Here is a 25,735-nt window from a genome sequence, read left to right as displayed (position 1 = left end):
AAGCAATTTTATAATATTTTGTTCCTCCCATGGCTCCCAAAAACACAAAAATTCAATTTCCTCTTTGGCATTATTTGAACCAGCCCTTATTTAGTCGTGATACTAAATTGATTTTGAATCCTCGTCAGTTTGCGGTACTCTGGCGGATTCAACTTTTAGAACGGTGCTGGGTTAAACATTCCGACGCTAAAGGACATCAACAGTCTTAGAGGCTGTTTGATAGCTTGCGTGGCGTAGCCATAAACTTTTTCGTGTGGTATCTGACACCCGCAGATCCCCCCTTTTTCCTTCTTAAGGAGGACTTTGATTCCAGTTCCCCCCTTTTTAAGCTCACATATTGCACCAAGCCCAGGTGATTAGAAAGATACTGCTAGACAAACTAAGTCCGTCTGCACGGACTCACGGAAAATCAAGGGTTTGAAACCCACGCAGGTGGGTTTTGTATGTATAGGCGTGACTTCCAGTCGCCTGGTGCAAGATGTGAGTAAGGGGGGAGGGGGGATCTAAAGATGTTTGATACATCACCAAAGACTTTTAAAATATCCTCTTAGATATTAGCTTCCTGCTGTAACGGGGATCTGACAACCTATTGTCTGTTACCATCATCTCAGATGCTATGAAATACCTTGTAACTCTTAAAGTACCACCTACGATGCTCAAAACTACAGGAATAGGAAAGCGGTAATTTAAGGCAAAAACTGTTAAGCTGTTACTGCATCGTGAATTTTTAATTATTAATTATTAATTTTTTAATGGCTTATGTCTTTTGTACCGTTGCATATTCATAGTGACTACAGTTTGCTGGATGGTGCTAGTCAACTACCAGAGTTAGTAGATCAAGCGATCGCACTAGGAATGAAAGCGATCGCTCTCACAGATCATGGTGTTATGTATGGGGCAGTTGAACTAATTAAAATCTGCCGCAGTAAAACCATAAAGCCCATTATTGGCAATGAAATGTATATCATTAACGGCGAAATTGATAAACAAGAACGCCGTCCCAAATATCATCAAGTCGTATTAGCTAAAAATACCAAAGGTTATAAAAACTTAGTTAAATTAACCACAATTTCTCACCTTCAAGGTGTGCAAGGTAAAGGTATTTTTTCCCGTCCTTGCATCAATAAAGATTTACTCAAAGAATATAAAGAAGGTTTAATTGTCACCAGTGCTTGTTTAGGTGGAGAAATTCCCCAAGCAATTCTGAGTAATAGACCAGATGCAGCCCGAAAAGTTGCTAAGTGGTATAAAGAGGTATTTGGTGAAGATTTTTATTTAGAAATTCAAGATCACGGTTCACAAGAAGACAGAATAGTTAATGTCGAAATTGTAAAAATTGCCCGTGAATTAGGCATTAAATTTATTGCTACCAATGATTCTCATTACATTTCTTGCTTTGATGTAGAAGCACATGACGCTTTGCTTTGTATTCAAACTGGCAAGCTAATTAGTGAAGACAATCGGATGCGATATAGCGGCACAGAATATCTCAAATCTGCCCAAGAAATGCAGATGCTATTTCGTGATCATTTACCCGATGATGTCATTGCCGAAGCCATAGCCACAACGGTAGAAGTAGCGGATAAAGTCGAGCCTTACCATATCATGGATGAGCCGAAAATTCCTACTCCTGATATTCCTTCTGGTCACACTCCTGACACCTATGCAGAAGAAGTAGCTTGGCAAGGACTTTTAGAAAGATTAAATCGCAAATCCCGCAGCGAAGTAGATTCTATTTATAAAGAAAGATTAGAATATGAATTAAAAATGATTCAGCAGATGGGTTTTTCTACCTACTTTTTAGTAGTGTGGGACTACATCAAATTTGCACGAGATCATAATATTCCTGTCGGTCCAGGTCGGGGTTCTGCTGCTGGTTCTTTGGTTGCTTACGCCATGCGAATTACTAATATTGATCCCGTGCATCATGGCTTACTATTCGAGCGATTTTTGAACCCAGAACGGAAATCCATGCCTGATATTGATACAGATTTCTGTATTGAAAAACGGGATGAAGTAATTGAATATGTCACTAATAAATATGGTGCTGATAGAGTTGCCCAAATTATCACCTTTAACCGTTTAACATCGAAAGCAGTATTAAAAGATGTGGCTAGAGTGTTAGATATTCCCTATGGAGAATCTGATAAAATGGCGAAAATGATTCCCGTAGTCCGGGGGAAACCTACTAAACTCAAAGTCATGGTTTCTGATGAAACCCCAGCACCAGAGTTTAAAGAAAAATATGATCATGATCCTAATGTTCGTCGTTGGCTTGATATGGCCATGCGAATTGAAGGAACTAACAAAACCTTTGGTGTTCATGCTGCGGGTGTGGTAATTTCCGCAGAACCTTTAGATGAAATTGTGCCATTACAGCGTAATAATGATGGTTCTGTAATTACCCAGTATTTCATGGAAGATTTGGAATCACTGGGTTTGTTAAAAATGGACTTTTTAGGTTTACGGAACCTGACCTTAATTCAAAGAACTTTGGATTTAATTGAACAAAGTAAAGGTTATCGTGTTGACCCTGATGAAATTACAAATCAGGAAAGAAAAGCCCAAAAGATATTAGCTAAAGGTGAACATAGCACTTTACCTAAAGATGTATCCAAAGCTTATACATTATTAGAATCAGGTGATTTAGAAGGTATATTTCAACTAGAATCTTCAGGAATGAAGCAAATAGTTAGAGATTTGAAACCTTCTAATATTGAAGATATTTCTTCTATTTTAGCACTTTATCGACCCGGACCATTAGATGCGGGATTGATTCCTAAGTTTATTAACCGCAAACATGGCAGAGAAGCAATTGATTATGAATCGCAAATTTTACAACCAATATTAAATGAAACCTATGGAATTATGGTCTATCAAGAGCAAATTATGAAAATTGCTCAAGATATGGCTGGTTATTCTTTAGGACAAGCTGACTTACTGCGTCGCGCTATGGGTAAAAAGAAAGTTTCTGAAATGCAGAAACAGCAAGAAAAATTTATTGATGGCGCAACAAAAAACGGGGTGAAAAAGCAAGTTGCTGAACAACTATTTGGGGATATGTTGAAATTTGCCGAATATTGTTTAAGTTATGAAACTGAAGTTTTAACTGTGGAATATGGCTTTTTACCAATTGGTGAAATTGTCGAGAAAAAAATTGAGTGTAGTGTGTTTAGTGTTGATAAAAATGGGAATGTTTATACTCAACCCATTGCCCAATGGCATCATCGGGGAGTACAAGAATTGTATGAATATTGTTTAGATGATGGTTCAACCATTCGCGCAACAAAAGACCATAAATTTATGACGATTCAAGGAAAAATGTTACCCATTGATGAGATTTTTGAGCAAGGTTTAGATTTGTTAAAAGTAACGGGTTTACCAGAGTAAATATTCCCTATACTCCTATACCTAATTTCTATCTTTAGGCTGATGAAGTTTAAAGAAAAAAACATTACATTACCCTTGAAAGCTTTAGGAAGTACCAATGGTTACAACAACCAGACCACAACAACAAGTTAAGGTTAGACCTACTCAACTGTTAATAATGAATGAGTAGAAAGTATTGTAAAACTATTAGTAGACGCAGATTTGCTACGATGTGGAAGAAGTGATTCAACGGGCAAATAACACCATGTATGGTCTTGCAGCTGCGGTGTGGACTCAGGATATCACAAAGGCTCATGCGATCGCTAACAATATCCGTGCAGGTACGGTGTGGATAAACTCTCTTTAGTCTACTTTAGTAGACTTTGGCTATTAGCCTGGGAATTCATTCCCTGGCGGGTGTGGAAGCCAACAAATAAGATTTTCTAGCTTAAATTGACACTCATTAACATTGCGCTTTACCTCTAGCTATGTATTTGTATCATCATTAGGCTTCTTGCAAAAGCAGCTAAAATTTCACAACTCTGCCTTAATAAGTTTATTTACGTAAAATTACGGTTTTCTCTATTAGTCTAATCCATCACCATTATATCTCCATTAAAATGTGTCTTTATTAGAAAAGATAGGCTTTAGCATTGCTAAAACCCTACTAGGTTCCATGCAACAGGAAATTACACTTCGTTACCAGGTGCAAAAACCAAAAATATGTTAAACAATTCTTTACTCCATCAAACCACCACCGTTGTTTTTATTGACTCCTCGGTTTCCGACTACCAAACCCTACAGACAGGAGTTATTGAAGGAGTAGAATCAGTTATTATTTCACCACATCGAGACGGAATTGGGGAAATAACCGAATTTTTACAAAAACATCCCCAGATTACCACCATTCATATCGTTTCTCACGGTTCTCCAGGATATTTGTATTTAGGAAATACGCAACTGAATTTAGATAATATCAGTAAATATGCTGATTCGTTGCAGCGTTGGCAAAGCAAAAGTATCTTACTCTATGGTTGTAATGTCGCTGCGGGAGATGCTGGGGAAGAATTCATTCACAAGTTACATGAGATTACCAACGCAACCATTAGCGCAACCGCAACAAAAACGGGAAATGCAGCTTTAGGAGGAAATTGGCAGTTAGAGGTTAATATTCCTGAAAATCATGGGACTTCTCTTGTTTTTCGTGCGGACACCCTCAACACCTATCAGGGAGTATTTGCACCTACATTAGTCGGTGTGTGGGATCGTTTAAGCTATGCCAGGGATGTGACAATCGTGGGTAACTACGCCTACGTAGTGGGGGATACACTAGAGATTATTGATATTAGTGACCCCCACAACCCTGTTTTTATAGGGAATGATGATATTTATGATGCTATAGATGTGGAAATAGTAGGCAACTACGCTTATGTGGCTGATTTTGGTTCAGGACTTTCTATCATCAACATCAGCAACCCAGCCGCACTCACCCTCGTCGGCAATTATAATACTTCTGGCTCTGTTTTGGATGTGGAAATAGTCGGCAACTACGCTTATGTGGCTGATGGCTTTGACGGAATGCAAATTATCAACATCAGCAACCCAGCCGCACCCACACTCGTCGGCAATTATGATACTCCTGGCCTTGCTATAGATGTACAAATAGTAGGCAACTACGCTTATGTGGCTGATTTTGGTTCAGGACTTTCTATCATCAACATCAGCAACCCAGCCGCACCCACCTTTGTTGGTAATTATGATACTTCTGGCTTTGCTCAGGATGTGGAAATAGTAGGCAACTACGCTTATGTAGCTGATAGTTTTTCAGGACTTTCTATCATCAACATCAGCAACCCAGCCGCTCCCACCTTTGTTGGTAATTATCATACTTCATACGATGCTAGGGATGTGGAAATAGTAGGCAACTACGCTTATGTGGTTGATGAGTATTCAGGACTTTCTATCATCAACATCAGCAACCCAGCCGCTCCCACCTTTGTTGGTAATTATCATACTTCATACGATGCTAGGGATGTGGAAATAGTAGGCAACTACGCTTATGTGGTTCAAGAGTATTCACGACTATCTATCATCAATATCAGCAACCCAGCCGCTCCCACCCTCGTGGCTAATTATAATACTTCACACTATGTTAGGGATGTGGAAATAGTAGGCAACTACGCTTATGTAGCTGATGGGGGTTCAGGACTTTCTATCATCAATATCAGCAACCCAGCCGCACCCACACTCGTCAGCAATTATGATACTTCATATGCTATAGATGTGGAAATAGTAGGCAACTACGCCTATGTGGTTGATGGGGATTCAGGACTCTCTATCATCAATATCAGCAACCCAGCCGCACCCACACTCGTCGGCAATTATCATACTCCTGGCATGGCTTGGGATGTGGAAATAATAGGCAACTACGCCTATGTGGTTGATTGGAATTCAGGACTCTCTATCATCAATATCAGCAACCCAGCCGCTCCCACACTCGTCGGCAATTATCATACTCCTGGCGCTGCTAGGGATGTGGAAATAGTAGGCAACTACGCTTATGTAGCTGATGGGGGTTCAGGACTTTCTATCATCAATATCAGCAACCCAGCCGCTCCCACCCTCGTCGGCAATTATCATACTTCAGACTATGCTCTGGATGTACAAATAGTAGGCAACTACGCTTATGTGGCTGATAGTTTTTCAGGACTTTCTATCATCAATATCAGCAACCCAGCCGCACCCACCTTTGTTGGTAATTATGATACTTCTAGCTTGGCTTATGATGTACAAATAGTAGGCAACTACGCTTATGTGGCTGATGCGGGTTCAGGAATCTCTATCATCAATATCAGCAACCCAGCCGCACCCACCCTCATCGCCAATTATGATACTTCTGGCAATGCTTATGGTGTGGAAATAGTAGGCAACTACGCTTATGTTGCTGATGGTAACGGTGGCTTAAAAATTATTGATGTGAGTGAGTTTACTGCTAACAACACCATCACAGGTACAGCAGCTAACGAAAACTTCACCACCACAGCCCAAACAGACATCATAGACGCTCAAGGTGGAGATGACACCATCACCAGCACCTTTGACAACCTCAAGCAAAACGACAACCTCAACGGTGGTACAGGAATTGACAAACTCATTGTCAATGGTGGGACAGTTGATGATAGTGTTGTCATTACTCCAATCATACTCGATCCTACACTCAGTCAATTAAATAACATTCCTGTAACACAAATCACTGGCTTTGAACAGTTTGATTTAAGTGGATTTAATGGTACTGTCAGTTTTTACGCCACATCTGGTAATAATTGGATTAAATCAGGAAATGAAGAAGATGATTTAACCGGCGGTAGTGGTAATGATTATCTCAATGGTGGTGCAGGTGCAGATTTATTAATTGGTGGTGGTGGCAATGACACTTATGTGGTAGATAATGTTGGTGATGTCATTGCTGAAAGTTGGAATCAAGGCACTGATACCGTTGAATCTTCCATCACTTGGACATTAAAAGCCAACTTAGAAAACCTGACCTTAACAGGCACAGCAGCCATTAACGGTACAGGTAATACCTTAAATAATACCCTCACTGGTAATAGTGGTAATAATGTCCTCAATGGTAAAGCTGGTGCGGATACCATGATTGGTGGTGCTGGTAATGATTCCTACTATGTGGATAATGCAGGAGATACAATCACTGAAGCTTTTGGTGAAGGAAATGATACTGTTTTCAGCACTCTTAGTTATACATTAGGTAATAACCTAGAAAACCTGACTTTACAAGGTACTTCTCCCATTAATGGTACAGGTAACGACCTGATTAATAAGATCATAGGTAACGCCGCAGCTAATATTCTGACAGGTTTTGCTGGTAATGATACCCTTGATGGTAAAGCTGGTGCTGATACTTTGATTGGTGGACTAGGTAACGATAGACTCAATCTAGGTTTAAATGATGGTGCTGTAGATATCGTTCATTATGCCTCTGGAGATGGTGCGGATACCATTACTCAGTTTGTCCGTGGTGTTGGTGGTGATAAAATCCAGTTTACAGGCATTGCTAATATTGATGTGGTGACATCAGGTAATAACACTTTACTGCGTTTGAGTGATGGAACAATTGGTAATTCTGGTTTTGGAACTGGTCAGTTATTAGCTACTTTATCGGGTACAACTGGCTTTGTTAGTGCTGATGTGAATGTCAACCTATTAGGTACTAATTTCTTGTTTAGTTAATTAGTGGTTGATGATGTTGGTGGGTGGCGCTGTCGTTAACCCACCCTACGATTTACCTGACGCAAAGAGAGGAGGAGTAGGATTGACATCGAGTTTTAGATGTGCTATTATGATTTTGATAAGGAAGAACTATCGTATAAAAACTAGAAACTAAAAAAACAGTTATACTCAAAACGGCTGAATCATTTGATGCTATCGGTAGGGGTTCAGCACTGCTAAACCCCTACAAATCTAGGTTTTTCCTCATTGTGCAAAAGTCCATGTCCCAACCGTGTTTAGTATAATTTCTCTCCGAGTCTCTGCGTGAAAAAAAAGATGGCTGGAGTTGAGATTTTCTGTACTAAGAAAGTAATATTTGCGCTTAGTTAAACATGATAATTAAACTATGTTTAACCCAAAGCAAATTTCTATGGTAAAAGCCATCTCTATTAAATTTAGCCAAATTATTGCCTATTTGAACAGAAATATCTGGATAGGATTAATAGGCGCAATATTAGTATTATTACTATTCGCTATTCCCGGACTTGCCCAAAAACCAGCATCCCAACTACCTTTATTAGTAGCAACCAGAGAAATACCACCCTTTGTATTTTCCCATCAAGGTGAGCTATCAGGATTTAGTATTGACCTTTGGCGCAGCATCGCCAACCAGATGAATATAGAATCTAAATTTGTCGAATATTCAACCGTCGCAGATTTACTCACTGCTGTTAAAGATGGTAAAGCCAACTTAGGTATTTCCGCAATTTCCATTACAGCCCAACGCCAGGAGAGTTTTGATTTTTCCTTACCCATGCTTGCGGCCGGACTTCAGATTTTAGTACGCAAACAAGCAACCAGCGGTAGTTCCTTACCCAATATTTGGCAAGTATTTTTCTCAGCAGGCTTGTTGCAAATTCTTGGTGTAGCCTTGGTACTGGTTATAGTTGCAGCCCATATAATTTGGTTAACAGAACGCCGTCACCCAGAAGGGATAATTCCCAAATCATATTTCCCTGGTATTTTCAAAGCTTGTTGGTGGGCTGCTGCTACACTAGGGGCGCAAGTTGACGAAATGCCCAAAGGTGCGATTGGACGAATTTTAGCAATTATCTGGATGTTTATCGCTATTATTTTCGTTGCTTACTTTACAGCCAGTGCTACCACCGAACTAACAGTACAGCAACTTCAAGGCGATATCAAAAGTATAGACGATCTTCCAGGTAAGATAGTAGCAACCACTTCTGGTAGTACAGCAGCAGCATACCTGCGAGAAAACAAAATTACCGTTTCCGAATTTCCTAAAATTGAACAAGCTTACAATGCACTGCTGACCAAAAAAGCAGACGCTATTGTTTTTGATGCTCCCGTACTTTTATTTTATGCTGCCAATGAAGGCAAAGGAAAGGTAGAAGTTGTTGGTAGTATCTTCCGTGAAGAAAACTACGGTATAGTTCTACCTAACGAAAGCCCCTATAGAAAAAAAATCAACAGCGCCTTACTCAGTTTGCGAGAAAACGGCACTTATCAAGCCCTTTATGATAAGTGGTTTGAGGCGAAAAAACTTTAGGCGTTGCTGATAGCCATATTGAGGTATGAAAATCAAAAATTCCCTTTCTTAAACTCTTACTCTCCGCGCCTCTGCGCCTCTGCGTGAGAATAATTCATACTTTCATTCACCAACGCCAAACTTTAAAATAATTCGTAGTTGGGAAATAGGGAATAGGAAAAATTGAGACATCACCAATTACCAATTACCCAGACCCTAATCTTTTGCAAGTTTAGCCTTAGCCTGTTGCCAAAGTGCATCTAATTCTTCCAAACTATAATCAGTTAGAGGACGATCAATTACATCTTCCATTTTTTGCAACCGTTGAATAAATCGCTGACTTGTACCTTGCAAACCTGCACTGGGATCAAGATTATGCCATCTAGCAACTTGAATAATTGCAAATAGTAAATCACCTAATTCTGATTCTTGTCTTTGGGGTGTTTCCTCAGCTAAAGCCTGTTGAAATTCCCCTAACTCCTCGTGAAATTTGCCCCAAACTTCATCAACATTGTTCCACTCAAACCCAACACCAGCAGCCTTTTGAGAAATCTTCATCGCTGCATTTAAAGGCGGAAGACTACGCCGATAACGACTAAGTTTATCACTAAGCTTTTGCGCCTCTGGAGTTTCTCCCTTTTCAGCGGCTTTGATAGTTTCCCAATTTTGGCGCACCTCGTCCACATTTTCCACCGTCACATCACCAAAAACATGAGGATGACGACGAATTAATTTTTGAGAAATACCTTCTGCGATTTCTTGCAAAGAAAAATCACCGCTTTCACTAGCTATTTGCGCTTGTAAAACTACCTGTAATAATAAATCACCTAATTCTTCAGCGATCGCTCTTTTATCTCCAGATTGAATCGCGTCAACCACCTCATAAGCTTCTTCAATCACATAAGGGGTAAGGCTTTCGGGCGTTTGTGCCAAATCCCAAGGACAACCACCATCGGGCGATCGCAATTTTGCCACCACATCAATTAATTTTTGTAACGCTGCTAATGTCTGATTTTCTATCATTCTGCCTTACCTCTGCGTTTTCTCACCGGCTTTACACTCCGCGTCGGTTTACGCTTCTTAATTTTGCCATGAGGCAGTAAACCTTGAATCCCCTGCTTTTGGAAACGTTTATAAGCTGAACCAGTCCAGTCGCTGAGAGAATGACTCATAGCACCGAGTTCAAACCCCAAAAACAAAGCCAAAAATTCCCCATAATATATAGATATAGTCCGCCCCACACTTTTCCAAACTTCTCCCCAGTTCAAAGCCACATTACCCAATTTAGCGAAAATCACCAACAGCAAAATCGCCACCACCGCTACAAAAGTCGTCAGATACACCACCCGCAAAGTTGTACCAATAATTGGACCGTGAGATAAAAAAGACCGATGACGCAGACTTTTTTGATAAGGTAGCCAAATCCAACGCAAAAAGCCCCAACGCTGAAACTGACGGGAATAAATATCTAAGTCGGGACCAAACATCAGCCCCCCAAACATAAACCCACCCGCCACCAACAACGTCACATTACTGCTGCGAGTTGAAGCTAAGGTAACACCTGCCACCAATGGCAAAGACCAGATAGTAATGCGATCGTGCGTTTGACCAGAGGGCATATTTACAAGTCAAAAGTCAAAAGTCAAAATTGAATACTGAGTAAGTATAGCTAACAACCTCCCTCCAGCCCTAAAAAAGAATTTTCCCAAACCCCTTGCACAATTTTAAAAGCCTATGCTATATTAATTAAGTGATGAAAAACGGGCGGTTAGCTCAGTTGGTAGAGCGCCTGCCTTACAAGCAGGATGTCATCAGTTCGAGTCTGGTACTGCCCATTTAAAATAAGCTTCCTCATATAGCAGTTTACAATTAATTTGTAAACTGCTAAAAGCTTTTTGGCAATGAATTATCAACTACTTTTTTTTAAACAAAGCTTTTAGATTTGACAAATCGTCACTACATTAATTTGCGATAAAGCCTGAGAAATTTAATTTCTACATTTTCTCGGCTCATATCTCCGACTTCTCTAAGAAATCGGGGGTCTTGTTGTTCATTCCCAATAAGCAGCCCTTATTTATAATATTTACTATTCTCTGTCAAGTCTTATTGACATTTTGTAATAATCTTGTTATATTAGTTTACATAAGGCAACAAACAAATAACAAACAAAGGAAAAACATTATGTACACCACCACCAACGAAGAAGGTATCCTCAATAACTACGCCACTGAACCACAACTTTACTACGCTCAATATCCTACACAAGAGCAACAAAACCGCTATCTTTTCCAAGGTGCAGTAGCAATCTTATTTGTAACTTCTATATTTTTGATTGCTTTGGGTGTTAGCTAATAGCTAATATTTTCAGAAGAATTGTTCAATTAATTTACACAAACAAACAAAGGAAAAACATTATGTATACCACCACTGACGAAAAAGGCATCCTCAATAACTACGCCACTGAACCACAACTTTATTACGCTCAATATCCTACACAAGAGCAACAAAACCGCTATCTTTTCCAAGGTGCAGTAGCAACCTTATTTGTAACTTCTATATTTTTGATTGCTTTGGGTGTTAGCTAATAGCTAATATTTTCAGAAGAATTGTTCAATTAATTTACACAAACAAACAAAGGAAAAACATTATGTATACCACCACTGACGAAAAAGGCATCCTCAATAACTACGCCACTGAACCACAACTTTATTACGCTCAATATCCTACACAAGAGCAACAAAACCGCTACCTTTTCCAAGGTGCAGTAGCAATTTTATTTGTAGCTTCTATATTTTTAATTGCGTTGGGAGTTAGTTAATATTTTTTAAGTTTTCTCAGCGTCGGTATTGGAATCTAATCGTCATTCTAATTTCTCCTAATCAACCTCGGCCAGTTTCACCGGGGTTTTTTATTGTTTAATTACAGTATATGAAATACCACCCCATGATATTGAAAACTTAAAAAAAGTCTTTAACAAAGATTTAGCTGAATAAGCTAAAACACACCTAATTTAAATATTAAGGCGAACAATGATTTAATCAATGGTAAAATATCCATCCATAACTAATGAAGATAGATTATCATAACCATGCCCAAACTATACATTATCGGCGGTGCAAATGGTTCGGGAAAAACTACCGTAGCTTTGCAAATTCTCCCGTATTTTCTAGATGTGTTTGAATATGTTAATGCTGATAAAATCGCAGAAGGTATTTCTCCTTTAAATTCTGAAGCTGTAGCTATTGAAGCAGGAAGGTTAATGTTGCAAAGATTAGAAACTCTTGTTAATGACAAAGCTGATTTTGCTTTTGAAACAACTTTAGCTGCTCGTAATTTTGCGCGTTTTATTAGAAAATGTAAAGAACAGGGTTATATAATCAACTTAATATACTTTTGGCTAGAAACTCCAGAATTAGCAATCGCTAGGGTAAGCAGACGGGTAGCAAGTGGAGGTCATAATATTCCTGAAGATGTGATTTATAGACGCTATGAACGGGGACGGAAAAATCTAACTGACCTTTATTTGCCTTTGTGTGATACTTGGATAGTATATAGCGTTTCCTAGTCTGGTGAAGTACAAAATCATCTGCGTCTATCTGCGTCCATCTGTGTTTAATTATTACTGCTTGTACCTGACTTGAATGGTAATTGCTATATAATAATTCTGGGGATGAACCTCAATTAGTTGCTGAATCAGGTATTGATAAGGAAGTGATAATTTATGAATACGGAAGCTGGAATCAAATTACAGCAAGATAATAAATCTCCTGTTCCTGTCACAGAGTTACATCGAAAAATAGATGCTGGGGTGAAGTTTGCTATTGCGAACGCGATAGAAAGACATCGCAGGTTAGGAGAGTCTATTAGTATTTTGCGAGATGGTAAAGTGGTGAATTTGACAGCGAATGAAATACCAGCGCGGGATGTTGATAAATTAAGAAATAGTCTTTAATAAAGATGAGAAAAATTATAATTTACAGCATTTTATAAATTTACCTTAACAATAAAACTAATGCCTACTATCTTCTTAGACGAATGTGGATATACAGGTCGAAATTTGCTTGATTTAGAACAGCCGATTTTTTCTTTAGCATCATTAAACTGTCCTGAAGAAACCTGTCAAGAGATCAAACAAAATTTCTTTGGTAAAGTTCAAGCACAAGAACTGAAATATACACAGTTATCAAAGCGACCATACCAGCAGAATATGTTGCTGAACTTTTTCCATGAACTTGCTAAAAATCCAGAATTGGTTAAATTTTTCGTTGCCCATAAAAAATATGTGCTAGTTACTAAAATGGTGGAAATAATAGTTGAGCCAGCGGCTGATGAGGATGGCATTGATATATACGATAAAGGTGAAAATATTGGATTTTCCAATTTACTCTATTATACCTTACCAGTTATTGGAGGAAGAGATTTTTTTGAAGATTTACTTATGAGATTTCAGAAAATGATAAATTTAAGAACATTAGAGTCTTATAATTATTTTTTTGAATTAGTTTTTGAAAAAACATATCCTGATTCAATTAATGGATTACTTGATATTTTTAGGGGGATTCATATTGTTATTGGATATGATATTTTAGATACAAATGAAAACTTAAATATTGCACTATCTTGTACATTTTCTCTTATGTCAGACTGGCGAAAAAAGATTTCAGAGGAAATAACACTTATCCATGATGCTTCTTCTGAAATGGCTAAAAACCGTGATATTTGGGATGCGCTAGTTAACCCCAATCTTTCACCAATCGAACTTGGTTATGATCGCCGCAAATTCTCTTTACCTATTGGAGTTAAAGAAACTTGTCAAAAGAACTCAAAGGACTTGTCTGGATTACAGCTTACAGATTTACTTGCAGGTGGAGTAACTCAATATGTAAAATGGCTTAGTGAAGGGCAAGACCCAGAAAACGAATTTTGTAAAAAGTTGGCAGAAACTCAGCTATTTGATATCTCTGGTATCTCTCTAAATATGGCCAGAACAGAAGTTCATACCACAAGAACTAGGTACGATAGGAGATAATGCTGCATCTCCTATTGACCACTTTGCCCAAATTCTGATGGAAAGCCAAGATAATAAATAAGCAGTTTTATTAGAAGTAAAAATTTTCTTTCCTAGAATTGTAAGGGTTTAGCAATGCTAAACCCCTACGAAAAATTTATATATATCATAATTTTCCTGAAATAGTATGATGCTCTAAAATAAACTATATCAACAAAATCCCCATATCCAAATGAGTAGAGAATTTAATGTAATTATTGAACGAGATGCTGATGGTTGCTTCGTCGCATCTGTACCCAGCCTCCGTGGATGTCACACCCAAGCAAAATCTTTAGATGAACTGATGGAACGGGTGAGAGAAGCAATAGAACTTTGTTTAGAAATAGATGAAAATCACACAGAACCTATGGAATTTGTAGGTGTTCAAAGAATTGCAATTGAAGTATGAGCAAATTACCAAGTTTAAGGGGAAGGGAAGTCATAGCAGCACTTGGTAAAGCAGGTTTTGAAGTAATCAGAGTGAGAGGAAGTCATCATATTCTTGTACCAAATACTCCGTGATTGTCAATTAGATAGAGCAGAATTTATAAACTTACTTTAGAACAGCTAATCAAGGAATTTTGGCTTTGAATATTCATCTTTTTCTTCTTTTGTATCTTTGCTCCTTTGCGTCTTTGCGTGAAACTAAATCTATATATAATAATCCAGGGAATAAATTCCCTGTCTAAAAGCTAAAGTCGGTTAAAACCGACTATTTGATTACCAAAAATAAATTGTAATTATTTGTTAATTAGAGTGCGTTAAAATGCACTTTCGCTATTAGCCCGGAAATTGATTTCCGGGCGGGTGTGGAAGCTAACAGACCTATTCTTTTTCTTTCCCTACTGCCAAACGTAGATAAGCAGAAACAAAATAATCCAGATAACATCAACAAAGTGCCAAAACAACGAAGTTGAATTAACACCAAAGTGACCAGTATCGTAATTACCGGGAATAAAAGAACGAATCAAAATAATACACTGCAACAAAATCCCGGTGAAAACGTGCAAACCGTGAAAACCGGTTAACAGGTAAAACATCCCGCCAAAAGTACCGGAAGTGAAGCCAAATTCTAATTCACTCCATTCCACAGCTTGACCATATAAAAAGTAGCTACCCATGACCATTGTTGCCAACAAAAACAGGCGAAATCCCTGTAAATTGTCACGTTGTAAGCATCTTTCAGCAAAGTAAATTACAAAGCTACTGGAAACCAGAATAATTGTGTTAATTGTAGGTGCTGTAATTTCCAGTCCTGAAACACCAGCAGGAAGCCAGTTAGCGTTTGTGGTTTTGTAGATAATATAGCCAGCGAAGAAACTTAAAAAGATGACACTTTCAGATAAGAGAAAGACAATAAAACCAAACATTTTATTGCCTTCTTCGTCGTGTTCATGTTCATGGGCAACATGATGTAATTCTTCAGGTTGAATCGAACTATCCATTGGCGAAATACTCCTTTTAGTTTATCAATGCAGAGGGTACGCAGAAATTTTCTGCGTCCTTCTTTTTTTCTGCATTATTCTGCTTCTATTAATGTTGCGTGATTTTCCAAATTAGCTGTTAATGGTTCTGACTTCCCATAGCCGTAAGGTGCGCTAATGACAATGGGAATTTCTTCAAAATTCTCAACAGGAGGAGGTGAAGAAATCAGCCATTCTAAACCAATTGCCCTCCAAGGATTATCAGGTGCTTTTTCTCCTTGCAGCCAAGAAATTAAGATGTTGAAAATAAAAGGTAAGGTAGACATTCCTAATAAGAATGCACCAAGACTAGCGAGAACATTCCAGAAAGTATATTCTGGTGCATAGGAAGCAACTCGGCGTAACATCCCTTGCAAACCTAATGGGTGCATGGGTAAAAAGTTGAGGTTAGTACCGATGAATGCTAACCAAAAATGAATTTGTCCCCAACCTTCATTAAACATCCGCCCTGTCATTTTGGGGAACCAATGATAGATGGCTGCATACATTCCCATCGTCACAGTTCCGTAAAGAACATAATGGAAATGACCTACTACAAAATAGGTGTTGTTAACGTGAACGTCTACTGGTACAGAAGAAAGCATAATGCCTGTAATACCAGCAAAAACAAACATAATTAAACCACCCAAAGCAAACATCATTGGTGTAGTTAATTTGATTTTTCCACCCCAAATTGTTGCCACCCAAGCGAATACTTTAATTCCAGTTGGTACAGACACAAACATGGTTGTTACCATGAAAAGTAACCGCATCCAGCCAGGAGTACCACTAACATACATATGGTGTACCCAAACAATGGCGCTAACTGCGGCGATTAATATGGAAGAAATTGCAACTACCTTATAACCAAATAAAGGTTTGCGGGAATAAACAGGGAATATTTCTGAGAAAATCCCGAAGATAGGCAGAATAATTACATAAACCGCAGGGTGGGAATAAAACCAGAAATAATGCTGGAACATGACAGGGTTTCCGCCTTTGCTGGGGTCAAAAAATGCAGTTCCAACTGTTAAGTCAAACAGCAACATCACCGCACCAGCAGTTAAAGCAGGAAGTCCAAATAATTGAATGATTTGGGCGCTAAATACTGCCCATACAAACAAGGGCATTCTAAAAAATCCCATTCCTGGCGCACGCATTTTCACAATGGTGGTTACAAAATTCACCGCGCCCATGATGGAAGAAACGCCAGAAATAGCTACTGCTAATAACCAGAGAACTTGTCCATTAATTAAGTGACCTGTGGGGTTTTGTAAACTGACAGGAGGATAAGCCCACCAACCGGCTTGGGCTGGTCCACCAGGTACAAAAAAGCTGGACATGAGGAGAATTCCCACCACAGGAACCATCCAAAAAGCGACGGCGTTGAGGCGAGGAAATGCCATATCTCGCGCCCCTATCATGATGGGTACGAGGTAGTTAGCTAAACCAACAAGGGAGGGAAATGTCCACAGGAACAGCATAACTGTACCGTGCATAGTGAACATTCCGTTATAAACGGTACGGTCGATTAAATCAGATTCGGGGGTGATGAGTTCGCCCCGCAAAATCATAGCGAAGATACCACCAACGAGAAAGAAAATAAAGGAAGTAACGAGGTACTGAATACCTATTACCTTGTGGTCTGTGCTGAAAGTGAAATATGTTTTCCAGTGAGTTGGCGGTTCATGGTGATGTGATTCACCAGTAATTTCAAGGGAGATATTTGTCATGCGATTTTGGATTTTAGATTTTAGATTTTGGATTGGAGATTGGAGATTTTAGGCTTAGGAATAATCCTACAAATCCTTAAATCCTATAAATCCTGATATGGCTACGCTACGCTATCAGACAAAATGAAAGTTTTGCGCAAAGTCGCAAAGTAAGAATTAATTAACCATCAAAACCAACGAAAAATCTCTCTGAAAACCTCTTTTCTTCGTGTTCTTCGTGCCTTCGTGGTTCATTTTTCCCTTACTTGTGCCTAAGTTCTAACCCGAAAAATTAACTACTGGAGGTGCAGCAGGTTTGACAGTTTCCCAACCAGTTTTTATGCTTTGGTTGCTGGTTTGGGCGTATTCACTGGCTGCTTGATTTTTGGCTGGTGTGGGGATGTGACTGACAGCTTTTTCTAACCATTCGTGATACTCTTCTGGAGTTTCGACAATCACGTTTGCTTGCATGGTTGCAAAGTATGTACCACTATATTGGGAGTCGGTGAGGCTATATTTACCGGGGCGAATTGGTGTAAATTCAAAGTCGATGGTTTTACCGGGAACGATATCTTGTTTGAGGCGAAAAGCGGGAATATAAAACCCATGTAGCACATCTTCTGATTGTAGTGCTAAACGGACTCTGCGATCGCTCGGTAAATGCAATTCTGTACTTGTAATTCCCTTTTCAGGATAATGGAATACCCACGCCCACTGTTTAGCAAGTACGTCAATTTTTTCTAAAGGTTCGCTGACAGTTTCGGCTGGCGTTTCTTTCTCTTGGGCATCAGCAGTTTGGATGGAAATGGGGTTATGTAAGTGTAGTAAATGTGATGGTCCTTGAATTCCCATCTGTTCATACACTTGATAACTGTAAGCTGCTATCCACAATACCAACATGATAGGAATAGCAGTCCAAACAACTTCTAGGGTGATGTTACCTTCAATATGTGGACCATCACTCATATCATAATTTTTGGCGCGGTGGAAGGTAACGGAATACAAAACAGTGCTGGTGACAGCCAAAAATATGAAAGCACCTACAGTCACCAAAAAGCTAAACAAATCATCAATCAAATGCGATTCAGCCGCAGCTTGGGGGGGAAGCCAAAAATAAGCTTGTTTACCGATGAAAATACTCGTAATTGTGATGACAAGCCCCCCCGTCATCAAAGTCAAAAGATTTAAAATCAGCCGGATGTTCATAATTGGTCATTAGTCATTGGTCATTAGTCATTAGTCATGAGTCATTGGTCATTGGGTATTCGTCCCAATCCCTAATTCCCAGTACCCAATACTTGATTGATGTCTTTTCCCATTCTCAGCAATTTATCAGCAGTGTTATGTACACCAAATTCAGCTGCTAATTGCGCTCCTAATGTGCCATGTAAATACATCAGAAACATGATGGAGATTCCGGCAAATATATAACTCCAGCGCACTTGTATATCTGAGTCTTTACAGGAAATATAACGTTGCCATCCTCTCCAAAAGGTCATAGCAATCATTAAAGCTAATAGGAAAACTCCACCCACACCATGCCACATCATGGTTTCCATTGCTTGCAAACCCCAAGAACTTTTTAAGTTTCCTGGTGGAGTTGCTAACAACATTTCATAAAACCCAGCTGCAACTGTAAAAAATGTGATTACAGCAGAAGCTACCATGTTGTACCAACCAACTTCAAATAATTGGGCGCGTTCAACAGCTAAACCCAAATATTTAAACATCCAATTTTCTAAGGGGAAAAGTACACCAGCGATATCAAAGATAATACCAATGATGAATAATCCCAAAGTTAGGTGAACTAAGTTAGGATGAATAGGAATTGTGTAAGGTAGTCCGTTTGCTCCCATATGGGCGCTAACTTGATCAATTAATTCTGAGTTCATGGTAAGATTCCATCCTTTACCGCTTCCACAACTGGTACTGTGTGTATTCCATAAACCCACACTAATTCATCACCAAGATATACTTGAAAACCAACAAGTATGGTTAAAAGTAACCCAACCGCTAAATAGTGAATTGGCAATTTTTGCGGGTTACGAACGCGAAGTACATAACGCCAAGCTGTGATGGCAGCAAGAATTCCTGACAGTGACCAACCGATTAAGGTGTGGTAATTTAATACTGATTTGACCAAGTTGTAAGGTTTGGCTAAACCAGCTTCAAATTGACCGAAAATAATGGCAATAAAAATGGAAATTGTGGCTACAAATAAGTTCCACCAACCTACTTCAAAGAAGCGATATTTTCCAGTTAAAAACCCAATAAAATCACAGAAAAATGCAAACAATATCATCGCAATTACGAAGTGAACGACGATTGGATGCAGTGGATCTGGATATGGTAAATTATGATCATTCAACGACATTAACGACTCTAGCATTAAATTCTCCTAGACTTATGTACTGCTCCTCAGACAAACTTGAATAATTGCTCAATATCCGCTCAATCAATATCACTACTACTAATCACCCCTAACCAGATGTTTTATAATATCTGTGTGATAATATTCTGTTAATCTGGTGTCAGTTTTATATTGATTAATAGGTGAGTTGGCGGGAATTTGTAGCGAATGATTTGAAATCAATTCCTATACTCATGAAAACAGTCTGCAACAGCAATTTTTGATGTAGCTAAATTAAATTGCTGTTGGGGCGCTGTTGTGGCTTTGATTTACTAGACCTATTTTTTAGGTTACGTAAACTTTTATAAATTGTCAAAAAACTAAAAGTGAAACTTTTAGAATGAGTAGAGAGCCAGAAGGGGAATATGATAGTCTCACTACCCTTGCTTTCTTTAAATATTATGAAATAAAAAGAAAAGATTTTGATGTCTACTAGTGTACATTTAATAATTATTACTTTGTAATGCAAATAACAGAACTTTAAATTATTACTGGTACAGCTAAAAACTCTCTATTTTGTCAATTTTGTTTAATTAATATTATTGTAAATTATTCTCTGTAGGGTGAGTTAGGGAAACGCACCGCTTGTTTATAAGTTGCTTATATAGCGTTTGTCTGTTGGATGAGAACATACAGTAAATATCAGCATCAGGATTTATAAGATTAAAGGATTAGCAGGATTAATGATATATTTTCTTCATCTTCTTTATCATGTTCGCGCAGCGTGGCGTATGACTCCTACGTCGTCACGCAAGCTAAAGCCATAAATCCTCAAATCCTGTAAATCCTGATTCAGACATTTGAAATTTTCTCAATACTACTAGCTAGATATCTGGCAGTTTGATTAAATATAAAATAATCCCAATTAGTGAACCTAAAATTAGTGCGATACTGCTCAAAGAACTAATACCAAAACCTATACCCCGCTTTTCTGCTGCTTGATAATATCCCCAAGCATAAGCGATACGTCCTATTATCCACGTTGTACCTAAAGCAGAAGCCCAAATTGGGCTGACATAAAAAGAGAACAACCATAAAGCAGGTAAAAATAAAATTAGTTGTTCTAAGGTATTTTGTTGAACGCGCAGCACTCTTTCAAAATCTGGGTTTCCAGTTGTTTCAGGAGGCATAATTTTATATTTAGCTCTAGCTCTACCAACGTTAATTGTCACTACAAAGTAAACAATTAGTGCTAGAACTGTAACAAGGCTAGTCCAAGGAAACATAAACAATTAAAAATTGAAATTACTACATAATTATAGTCCATAATGATAAGTTTTGCTCAAAATCAACGTAACTGTGATATTTGCAATAAGGACAGGAATGTACATTCCCAAACTAGCCGGGGTTGAGCATAAGATAATAAATTTTTACGCGTTTTTTCTAACTGTTCAATAATACTCCTTTTATGTATTTGCTGCCAGTACGATTGTTGCAGATAATCAATTAACCATAATTGCGCTTCGGTATCTAATTCTTTATCAACTTTCTTAGCTAATTCTAAAGCATTGCGATAAGATGTAGGTGTTTTTGTTACCTGCTGGAGTAACTCACTATTAATTGTTTGTAATTGTTGGTAAGCTGCGATCGCACTTCCTGGACTACCAGCAGCTAAACTTAAAACTTCTGGATGTAGCAAAACATCTGCATTTCCTGTTTGTGTCAATACCTGAGTAACGGAAGCTGTATCTAATCTATAAAAAGGTATTTTTTGACAGCGGGAAACTAAGGTTGGTAAAATCGACTCTGGGGAAGGTGCAATTAAAATTAATGTTGCTTTTCCCGGTTCTTCTAAAGTTTTAAGTAAAGCGTTCGCGGCTGATTCTGCCATTGTTTCGGCTTGTTCTAAAACTACCACATTTCTCGGTGCTTCCAATGGTGGGCGGGATAGAAATTGGGTAATTGCTCGAATTTGTTCTAAGCGAATAACAGGAGGTGCTTTGCGTTTAACTCCTTTTTCTGCTGCTTCTGCTGCTGTGAGTCTTTGTCCTTGATATTGATAAGTTGGTTCTACCCAAAATAAAGCCGGATGATTTCCTTGACGGATGCGATTTTTTAAAGTTTGTATTTGATGAGGTTGAACAGAAGTAGAAAATAGCAATTCAATAAAACATCGTGCTGCTAAACTTCGTCCCACACCATCAGCACCAACAAAAAGATAAGCTGGTGAAACTCGGTTTTGTTTAACAGCTTGAGTTAATAATTCTACAGCTTGTTTTTGTCCTATTAATGGCTCAAACATAATTTGTCAGGAGTCAGAATACTTGTGAAATTTATAAATTCATCCCTCTTAATCTGTGTTTATCTGCGGTCATCTGCGGTCAATGATTCCAGGAAAATAATTCCAAACAAATTAACCTTGATTTATTAAAAGCAAATTATTAATCAAAATTTCCTGAATCCTTTTTTGTACAACTTCTTTACTCAAATTCCCATCTATCCGAAAAATTCGTGATGGATAAGTTGCCCCTAATTCTGTATATCCTTGTTGCACACGACGATGAAAGTCAATTGTTTCCTGTTCAATTCTATCTAATGCAGCTTCACTTCCGCGTTTCCGCGCTAGTCCCACTTCTACATCAACATCTAACCAAATAGTTAAATTACTTTCTAAGCCACCCGTAGCAATATAATTAAGTTGATTAATTAGACTCATACTCAAACCCCGACCATAACCTTGATAAGCAATGGTAGAGTCAGTATAGCGATCGCACAAAATATATTTACCCGCCGCTAAATTCGGCTTAATTTCCTGTTCGATGTGTTGCGCTCTATCAGCAGCATATAATAATAATTCTGTAACCTCCCCAACAGGCTTATCCTCAGATTTTTCCAACAACAGCTGTCGCAAATGCTTCCCTAACTCCGTTCCCCCCGGTTCCCGCGTCAGTACCACTGATACATTTATATTTTTTAACCACTGAGTACACAGTTGCATCTGAGTAGTTTTACCACAACCTTCCACACCTTCAAATACAATTAATTTACCACTCATATTTTGAAATTTTCCTATTAACGATTTTTTTTACCCTAAGACAGAATAAATATCTATGTCACGTACCCATAGTCCAGTCTCCCATCAGTTTGCGTTCCAAAGTCTACCAAGAAGTATGACTACCTTGGAAACCTGGACTTTTGGTGTCACAAACCATCTCAGTTGGCCAACATTAGCAGCAACGGTTCATGCAGACCTGGGAACAGCAGCTATTTTTGTTTGGATACCCGCTGTCATCGTCGGAATGCTAGTCAACTATCAAGTTAAACATCTAGGGAGAAATTTATTAAATGTATCGGGAGGAACTCCTAACTACATCACTCGTTTGTGGCCACAGTACCCCATTATTGCTCGCTATGCTGCAATTGGATATCTGATTTCGTGGCTTTCAGTTGTACCACTTAATTCCGTCATCCTCACAGATATCATTAAAGCAAACCTAGATGTATTAGATATTGCCTGTCCAGAAGCAATTCTCAAACTGGGCTTCACCTTACTGCCCTTTATTGTAGCCTTTAGTGGCAGTCGCGCCTTGGGTATTTTGCATCTATTATTTTCACTGCCAGCTTTATTTTTACTGTTATTATTTTGTTTCCAAGGGCTAGGTTTTTTAGCTTTTGCCCCCTCAAGTCCTAGCTTTTTTCCTCAGCATTGGACATCATTAAGTTTTATAGATTGGGCTAAATGGTTCTTTTTTATTAGCTATACAGCCTACAGTTGTGAAACTGTTTCATCATTTGTCGCTGATAGTCGTCATCCCCAAAAAACTTTGAAGTTTCTTGACATAGCTGCTTGGTTGATGATTCCCATTTTTATCGGTGGTTCTTGGGTAATGATTCGTTTATCCACAATTGAAGGTCTAGAAGATAACACCTATCTGACTTTTGCAGTAGCATCTGTATCATTTTGGGGAGACTTTGCCCCAGCAAGCATCACTTTTTTATTAGCGAGTTGCTGTTTATTAGGTTCAGCTACCACAGTTGCCAACTGTCCCCGTATCATCTACCAGTTAGCAGTAGATAAACACTTAGCACCAGTATTTTCTTTAGTTTCATCTCGTGGTGTATTTGGGTCATCGCTGTTTTTAAGCTTATGTATCTGCATGATATATTTCATTTGGGGAGATATATCTCGCATTGTCATAGTCGGAAATGTAGCCTGGTTTGTAGCCTTCATGTTCATGCACTTAGGATTGTGGCAAAAACGCAAGCAACCAGATATATTATTTCCCAAACTATCTTTAGGTTTTTTTATTATCGAGACTGTAATTTTATCAGTGACTGCCTATGCTTGGGGTTGGCCAGATTTTTTAGCAGGATTATTAGCTCCCTTAGTTGTATTAATGATTGATGCCTTAGTGCGCTATCTTCCCATTCCTGTTTTCCGTCCTCATTGGTGGATAAAATTGTATCAATCACAACGACGAAATTTTTTCAAAGATTCCCTAGCAGTACAAGTGGGAATATTGATATTTCTACTGTGTGGTGCTTTTTTAGTAGGTTGTTTATTTGTTTGGTTGTTGAATGTAAGTTTCATTACAACTTCTAAAAATTTGCTGGTGATCTTATTAATCACAATCTCATTTGTAGGAGTAGCGATCGCTTGTTGGACTAGTTTACCCCAAGTAGTCGCCCTAGAAGAAGCCAGAGAAGCATCAGAACATCTATTTATGGTTGCTCAAGAAGGCATTTTAGTCTTAGATGAAAAAGGCATTATTCAACAAGCTAACCCCGCAACTGAATCTGTCTTTGCTGTTAACCCATTGACATTATTAGGAAAACACCTAAATAAATTTCTGACTAAATTAAACGCATATCCGGAAACATGGGACAAGCGCAGTGAACATACCCTCATCCAAAACTCTAACGCCATCACTTTAGAAGTTTCTATTTCTGACCGCACCCAGCAAAATTTTCAGGAATATGTGGTTATTCTTCATGACATCACCCAACGCAAAAAAGCTGAAGAAATATTGCGGCAGTCAGAAGCACAATTACGGCAAGAAGCCGAGGAATTGGCTGCTCAATTAGTGCAAATTGAAAAAATGTCAAGTTTGGGACAATTAGTAGCAGGTATAGCTCATGAAATCAACAATCCAGTTAGCTTTATTTATGGCAATATTCATCCAGCTAATCAATATATTCAAGATTTAATCCGACTCATACAACTTTACCAGCAGCACTATCCTCAACCAGTTACAGAAATTCAGAATGAAATAGAAACCATTGACTTGAATTTTGTCCTCACAGACTTGCCTAAGTTATTAAATTCGATGGAAGTTGGTTCCAGACGCATTAAAGAAATAGTCTTATCTTTGCGAAACTTTTCTCGGCTAGATGAGGCAGAAATGAAAGCTGTCAACATCCATGAGGGTATTGATAATACACTGATGATTTTACAAAATCGCTTCAAGGCTACATCTGATCGTCCAGCAATTGAGGTAATTAAAGAATACGGTAAATTACCACTCGTAGAATGTTATGCTGGACAACTCAATCAGGTATTTATGAATATTCTGGCTAATGGCATTGATGCGTTAGAAGAATCAATTGCTAAGGGCAAAGAAATTGAGGAACCACAAATTCAAATTCATACTCAAATTACCATCAATGAACAAGTAATTATTTCCATCAAAGATAATGCTTCTGGTATTCCTGAACATATACAAAAACATTTATTTGAACCCTTTTTTACCACCAAACCTGTAGGTAAAGGTACAGGTTTAGGCTTATCGATTAGTTATCAAATTATTACAGAAAAACATGGGGGCAATTTAAAATGTGTTTCTTATCCTGAAATGGGGACAGAATTTGTGATTGCTATACCATTAAAACAGCAAAATTTGCCCCCTCAATAATTAATATAATCCTATTTTAGATTTATGATTTTAGATTTTAGATGGTGAAAAAAAAGTGGATAAGATTTTCGGCAATTTATCCTATATGTCACCATCATTTTTCAAA

At 38.4% G+C, this 25,735-nt stretch carries 24 protein-coding genes and 1 tRNA gene; 15 read left to right on the top strand and 10 right to left on the bottom strand.

Annotated elements, in window-relative coordinates; genetic code table 11:
- Nucleotides 1-29 precede the first annotated feature (29 nt).
- From H6G06_RS04325 to H6G06_RS04305, 5 genes are all read left to right on the top strand, one after another.
- Nucleotides 30-209 (top strand): hypothetical protein, encoded by a 180-nt coding sequence (locus H6G06_RS04325; RefSeq protein WP_190557430.1) that lies wholly within the window; start codon nt 30-32, stop codon nt 207-209.
- A 550-nt stretch (nt 210-759) separates the two neighbouring features.
- The gene (locus H6G06_RS04320; protein ID WP_190557428.1) at nt 760-3,390 is read left to right on the top strand and encodes a DNA polymerase III subunit alpha; all 2,631 of its coding nucleotides are present in this window, start codon (nt 760-762) and stop codon (nt 3,388-3,390) included.
- A gap of 211 nt (nt 3,391-3,601) precedes the next feature.
- Nucleotides 3,602-3,736, top strand: coding sequence for an aldehyde dehydrogenase family protein (locus H6G06_RS04315; RefSeq protein WP_338422909.1), 135 nt, complete (start codon nt 3,602-3,604; stop codon nt 3,734-3,736).
- 356 nt (nt 3,737-4,092) lie between these two features.
- Nucleotides 4,093-7,617 carry a DUF4347 domain-containing protein gene (locus tag H6G06_RS04310; protein ID WP_190557426.1) on the top strand — a complete coding sequence of 1,175 codons (3,525 nt, stop codon included), beginning with the start codon at nt 4,093-4,095 and terminating at the stop codon, nt 7,615-7,617.
- Nucleotides 7,618-8,026: 409 nt separating this feature from the next.
- A complete protein-coding gene (locus H6G06_RS04305) occupies nt 8,027-9,166 on the top strand; it encodes a transporter substrate-binding domain-containing protein (protein ID WP_190558497.1) in 1,140 nt (379 codons plus the stop codon).
- A gap of 195 nt (nt 9,167-9,361) precedes the next feature.
- Here the strand turns inward: H6G06_RS04305 and mazG are convergent, their stop codons facing one another.
- Nucleotides 9,362-10,168, bottom strand: coding sequence for a nucleoside triphosphate pyrophosphohydrolase (gene mazG, locus H6G06_RS04300; protein ID WP_190557424.1), 807 nt, complete (start codon nt 10,166-10,168; stop codon nt 9,362-9,364).
- Nucleotides 10,165-10,764: a metal-binding protein gene (locus H6G06_RS04295; RefSeq protein ID WP_190557422.1), complete on the bottom strand. Its 600-nt coding sequence runs from the start codon at nt 10,762-10,764 to the stop codon at nt 10,165-10,167. The genes mazG and H6G06_RS04295 overlap by 4 nt, the downstream gene beginning before the upstream one ends.
- Nucleotides 10,765-10,907: 143 nt before the next feature.
- Here H6G06_RS04295 and H6G06_RS04290 point away from each other — a divergent pair.
- From H6G06_RS04290 to H6G06_RS04250, 9 genes are all read left to right on the top strand, one after another.
- Nucleotides 10,908-10,980: transfer RNA gene (locus tag H6G06_RS04290), tRNA-Val, on the top strand.
- Nucleotides 10,981-11,326: 346 nt separating this feature from the next.
- The gene (gene psb34 / locus H6G06_RS04285; protein ID WP_190557420.1) at nt 11,327-11,497 is read left to right on the top strand and encodes a photosystem II assembly protein Psb34; all 171 of its coding nucleotides are present in this window, start codon (nt 11,327-11,329) and stop codon (nt 11,495-11,497) included.
- A 62-nt stretch (nt 11,498-11,559) separates the two neighbouring features.
- Nucleotides 11,560-11,730: a photosystem II assembly protein Psb34 gene (gene psb34, locus H6G06_RS04280; RefSeq protein WP_190557418.1), complete on the top strand. Its 171-nt coding sequence runs from the start codon at nt 11,560-11,562 to the stop codon at nt 11,728-11,730.
- Between the two features lie 62 nt (nt 11,731-11,792).
- Nucleotides 11,793-11,963, top strand: coding sequence for a photosystem II assembly protein Psb34 (gene psb34, locus H6G06_RS04275; protein WP_190557416.1), 171 nt, complete (start codon nt 11,793-11,795; stop codon nt 11,961-11,963).
- Nucleotides 11,964-12,233: 270 nt separating this feature from the next.
- Nucleotides 12,234-12,710, top strand: coding sequence for an ATPase (locus H6G06_RS04270; protein WP_190557415.1), 477 nt, complete (start codon nt 12,234-12,236; stop codon nt 12,708-12,710).
- A 156-nt stretch (nt 12,711-12,866) separates the two neighbouring features.
- Nucleotides 12,867-13,097, top strand: coding sequence for a hypothetical protein (locus H6G06_RS04265; protein ID WP_190557414.1), 231 nt, complete (start codon nt 12,867-12,869; stop codon nt 13,095-13,097).
- Between the two features lie 60 nt (nt 13,098-13,157).
- Nucleotides 13,158-14,174 (top strand): DUF3800 domain-containing protein, encoded by a 1,017-nt coding sequence (locus H6G06_RS04260; RefSeq protein WP_190557413.1) that lies wholly within the window; start codon nt 13,158-13,160, stop codon nt 14,172-14,174.
- 211 nt (nt 14,175-14,385) lie between these two features.
- Nucleotides 14,386-14,601, top strand: a complete 216-nt coding sequence (locus H6G06_RS04255) for a type II toxin-antitoxin system HicB family antitoxin (protein ID WP_190557412.1) — start codon at nt 14,386-14,388, stop codon at nt 14,599-14,601.
- Nucleotides 14,598-14,714: a type II toxin-antitoxin system HicA family toxin gene (locus tag H6G06_RS04250; RefSeq protein WP_242039594.1), complete on the top strand. Its 117-nt coding sequence runs from the start codon at nt 14,598-14,600 to the stop codon at nt 14,712-14,714. Before H6G06_RS04255 ends, H6G06_RS04250 begins: the two co-directional genes overlap by 4 nt.
- Before the next feature lie 320 nt (nt 14,715-15,034).
- On the opposite strand, the gene H6G06_RS04245 is transcribed toward H6G06_RS04250, so the two are convergent.
- The 8 genes from H6G06_RS04245 to tmk all read right to left on the bottom strand — a co-directional run bounded on the left by H6G06_RS04245 (nt 15,035) and on the right by tmk (nt 22,772).
- Nucleotides 15,035-15,637 carry a cytochrome c oxidase subunit 3 gene (locus tag H6G06_RS04245; protein WP_190557411.1) on the bottom strand — a complete coding sequence of 201 codons (603 nt, stop codon included), beginning with the start codon at nt 15,635-15,637 and terminating at the stop codon, nt 15,035-15,037.
- A gap of 74 nt (nt 15,638-15,711) precedes the next feature.
- Nucleotides 15,712-17,388, bottom strand: coding sequence for a cytochrome c oxidase subunit I (ctaD, locus tag H6G06_RS04240; RefSeq protein WP_190557410.1), 1,677 nt, complete (start codon nt 17,386-17,388; stop codon nt 15,712-15,714).
- Nucleotides 17,389-17,646: 258 nt separating this feature from the next.
- Complete coding sequence (locus H6G06_RS04235) at nt 17,647-18,573, bottom strand: cytochrome c oxidase subunit II (RefSeq protein ID WP_190557409.1); 927 nt, start codon at nt 18,571-18,573, stop codon at nt 17,647-17,649.
- 71 nt (nt 18,574-18,644) lie between these two features.
- Nucleotides 18,645-19,259: a DUF2231 domain-containing protein gene (locus H6G06_RS04230; protein ID WP_190557408.1), complete on the bottom strand. Its 615-nt coding sequence runs from the start codon at nt 19,257-19,259 to the stop codon at nt 18,645-18,647.
- Nucleotides 19,256-19,756, bottom strand: coding sequence for a DUF2231 domain-containing protein (locus H6G06_RS04225; RefSeq protein WP_190557407.1), 501 nt, complete (start codon nt 19,754-19,756; stop codon nt 19,256-19,258). The genes H6G06_RS04230 and H6G06_RS04225 overlap by 4 nt, the downstream gene beginning before the upstream one ends.
- Nucleotides 19,757-20,601: 845 nt before the next feature.
- Complete coding sequence (locus H6G06_RS04220) at nt 20,602-21,003, bottom strand: MAPEG family protein (protein ID WP_190557406.1); 402 nt, start codon at nt 21,001-21,003, stop codon at nt 20,602-20,604.
- 62 nt (nt 21,004-21,065) lie between these two features.
- Nucleotides 21,066-22,019 (bottom strand): DNA polymerase III subunit delta', encoded by a 954-nt coding sequence (holB, locus tag H6G06_RS04215; RefSeq protein ID WP_190557405.1) that lies wholly within the window; start codon nt 22,017-22,019, stop codon nt 21,066-21,068.
- A 111-nt stretch (nt 22,020-22,130) separates the two neighbouring features.
- Nucleotides 22,131-22,772, bottom strand: coding sequence for a dTMP kinase (gene tmk / locus H6G06_RS04210; protein ID WP_190557404.1), 642 nt, complete (start codon nt 22,770-22,772; stop codon nt 22,131-22,133).
- 55 nt (nt 22,773-22,827) lie between these two features.
- Here tmk and H6G06_RS04205 point away from each other — a divergent pair, with 55 nt between their 5' ends.
- Complete coding sequence (locus H6G06_RS04205) at nt 22,828-25,629, top strand: ATP-binding protein (protein WP_190557403.1); 2,802 nt, start codon at nt 22,828-22,830, stop codon at nt 25,627-25,629.
- Nucleotides 25,630-25,735: the final 106 nt, after the last annotated feature.

It is taken from the genome of Anabaena sphaerica FACHB-251 (assembly GCF_014696825.1).
Classification (GTDB): Bacteria; Cyanobacteriota; Cyanobacteriia; order Cyanobacteriales; family Nostocaceae; genus RDYJ01.
Note: the sequence above shows the minus strand (reverse complement) of the source record. Positions and strands in the feature narration are given on the sequence as shown.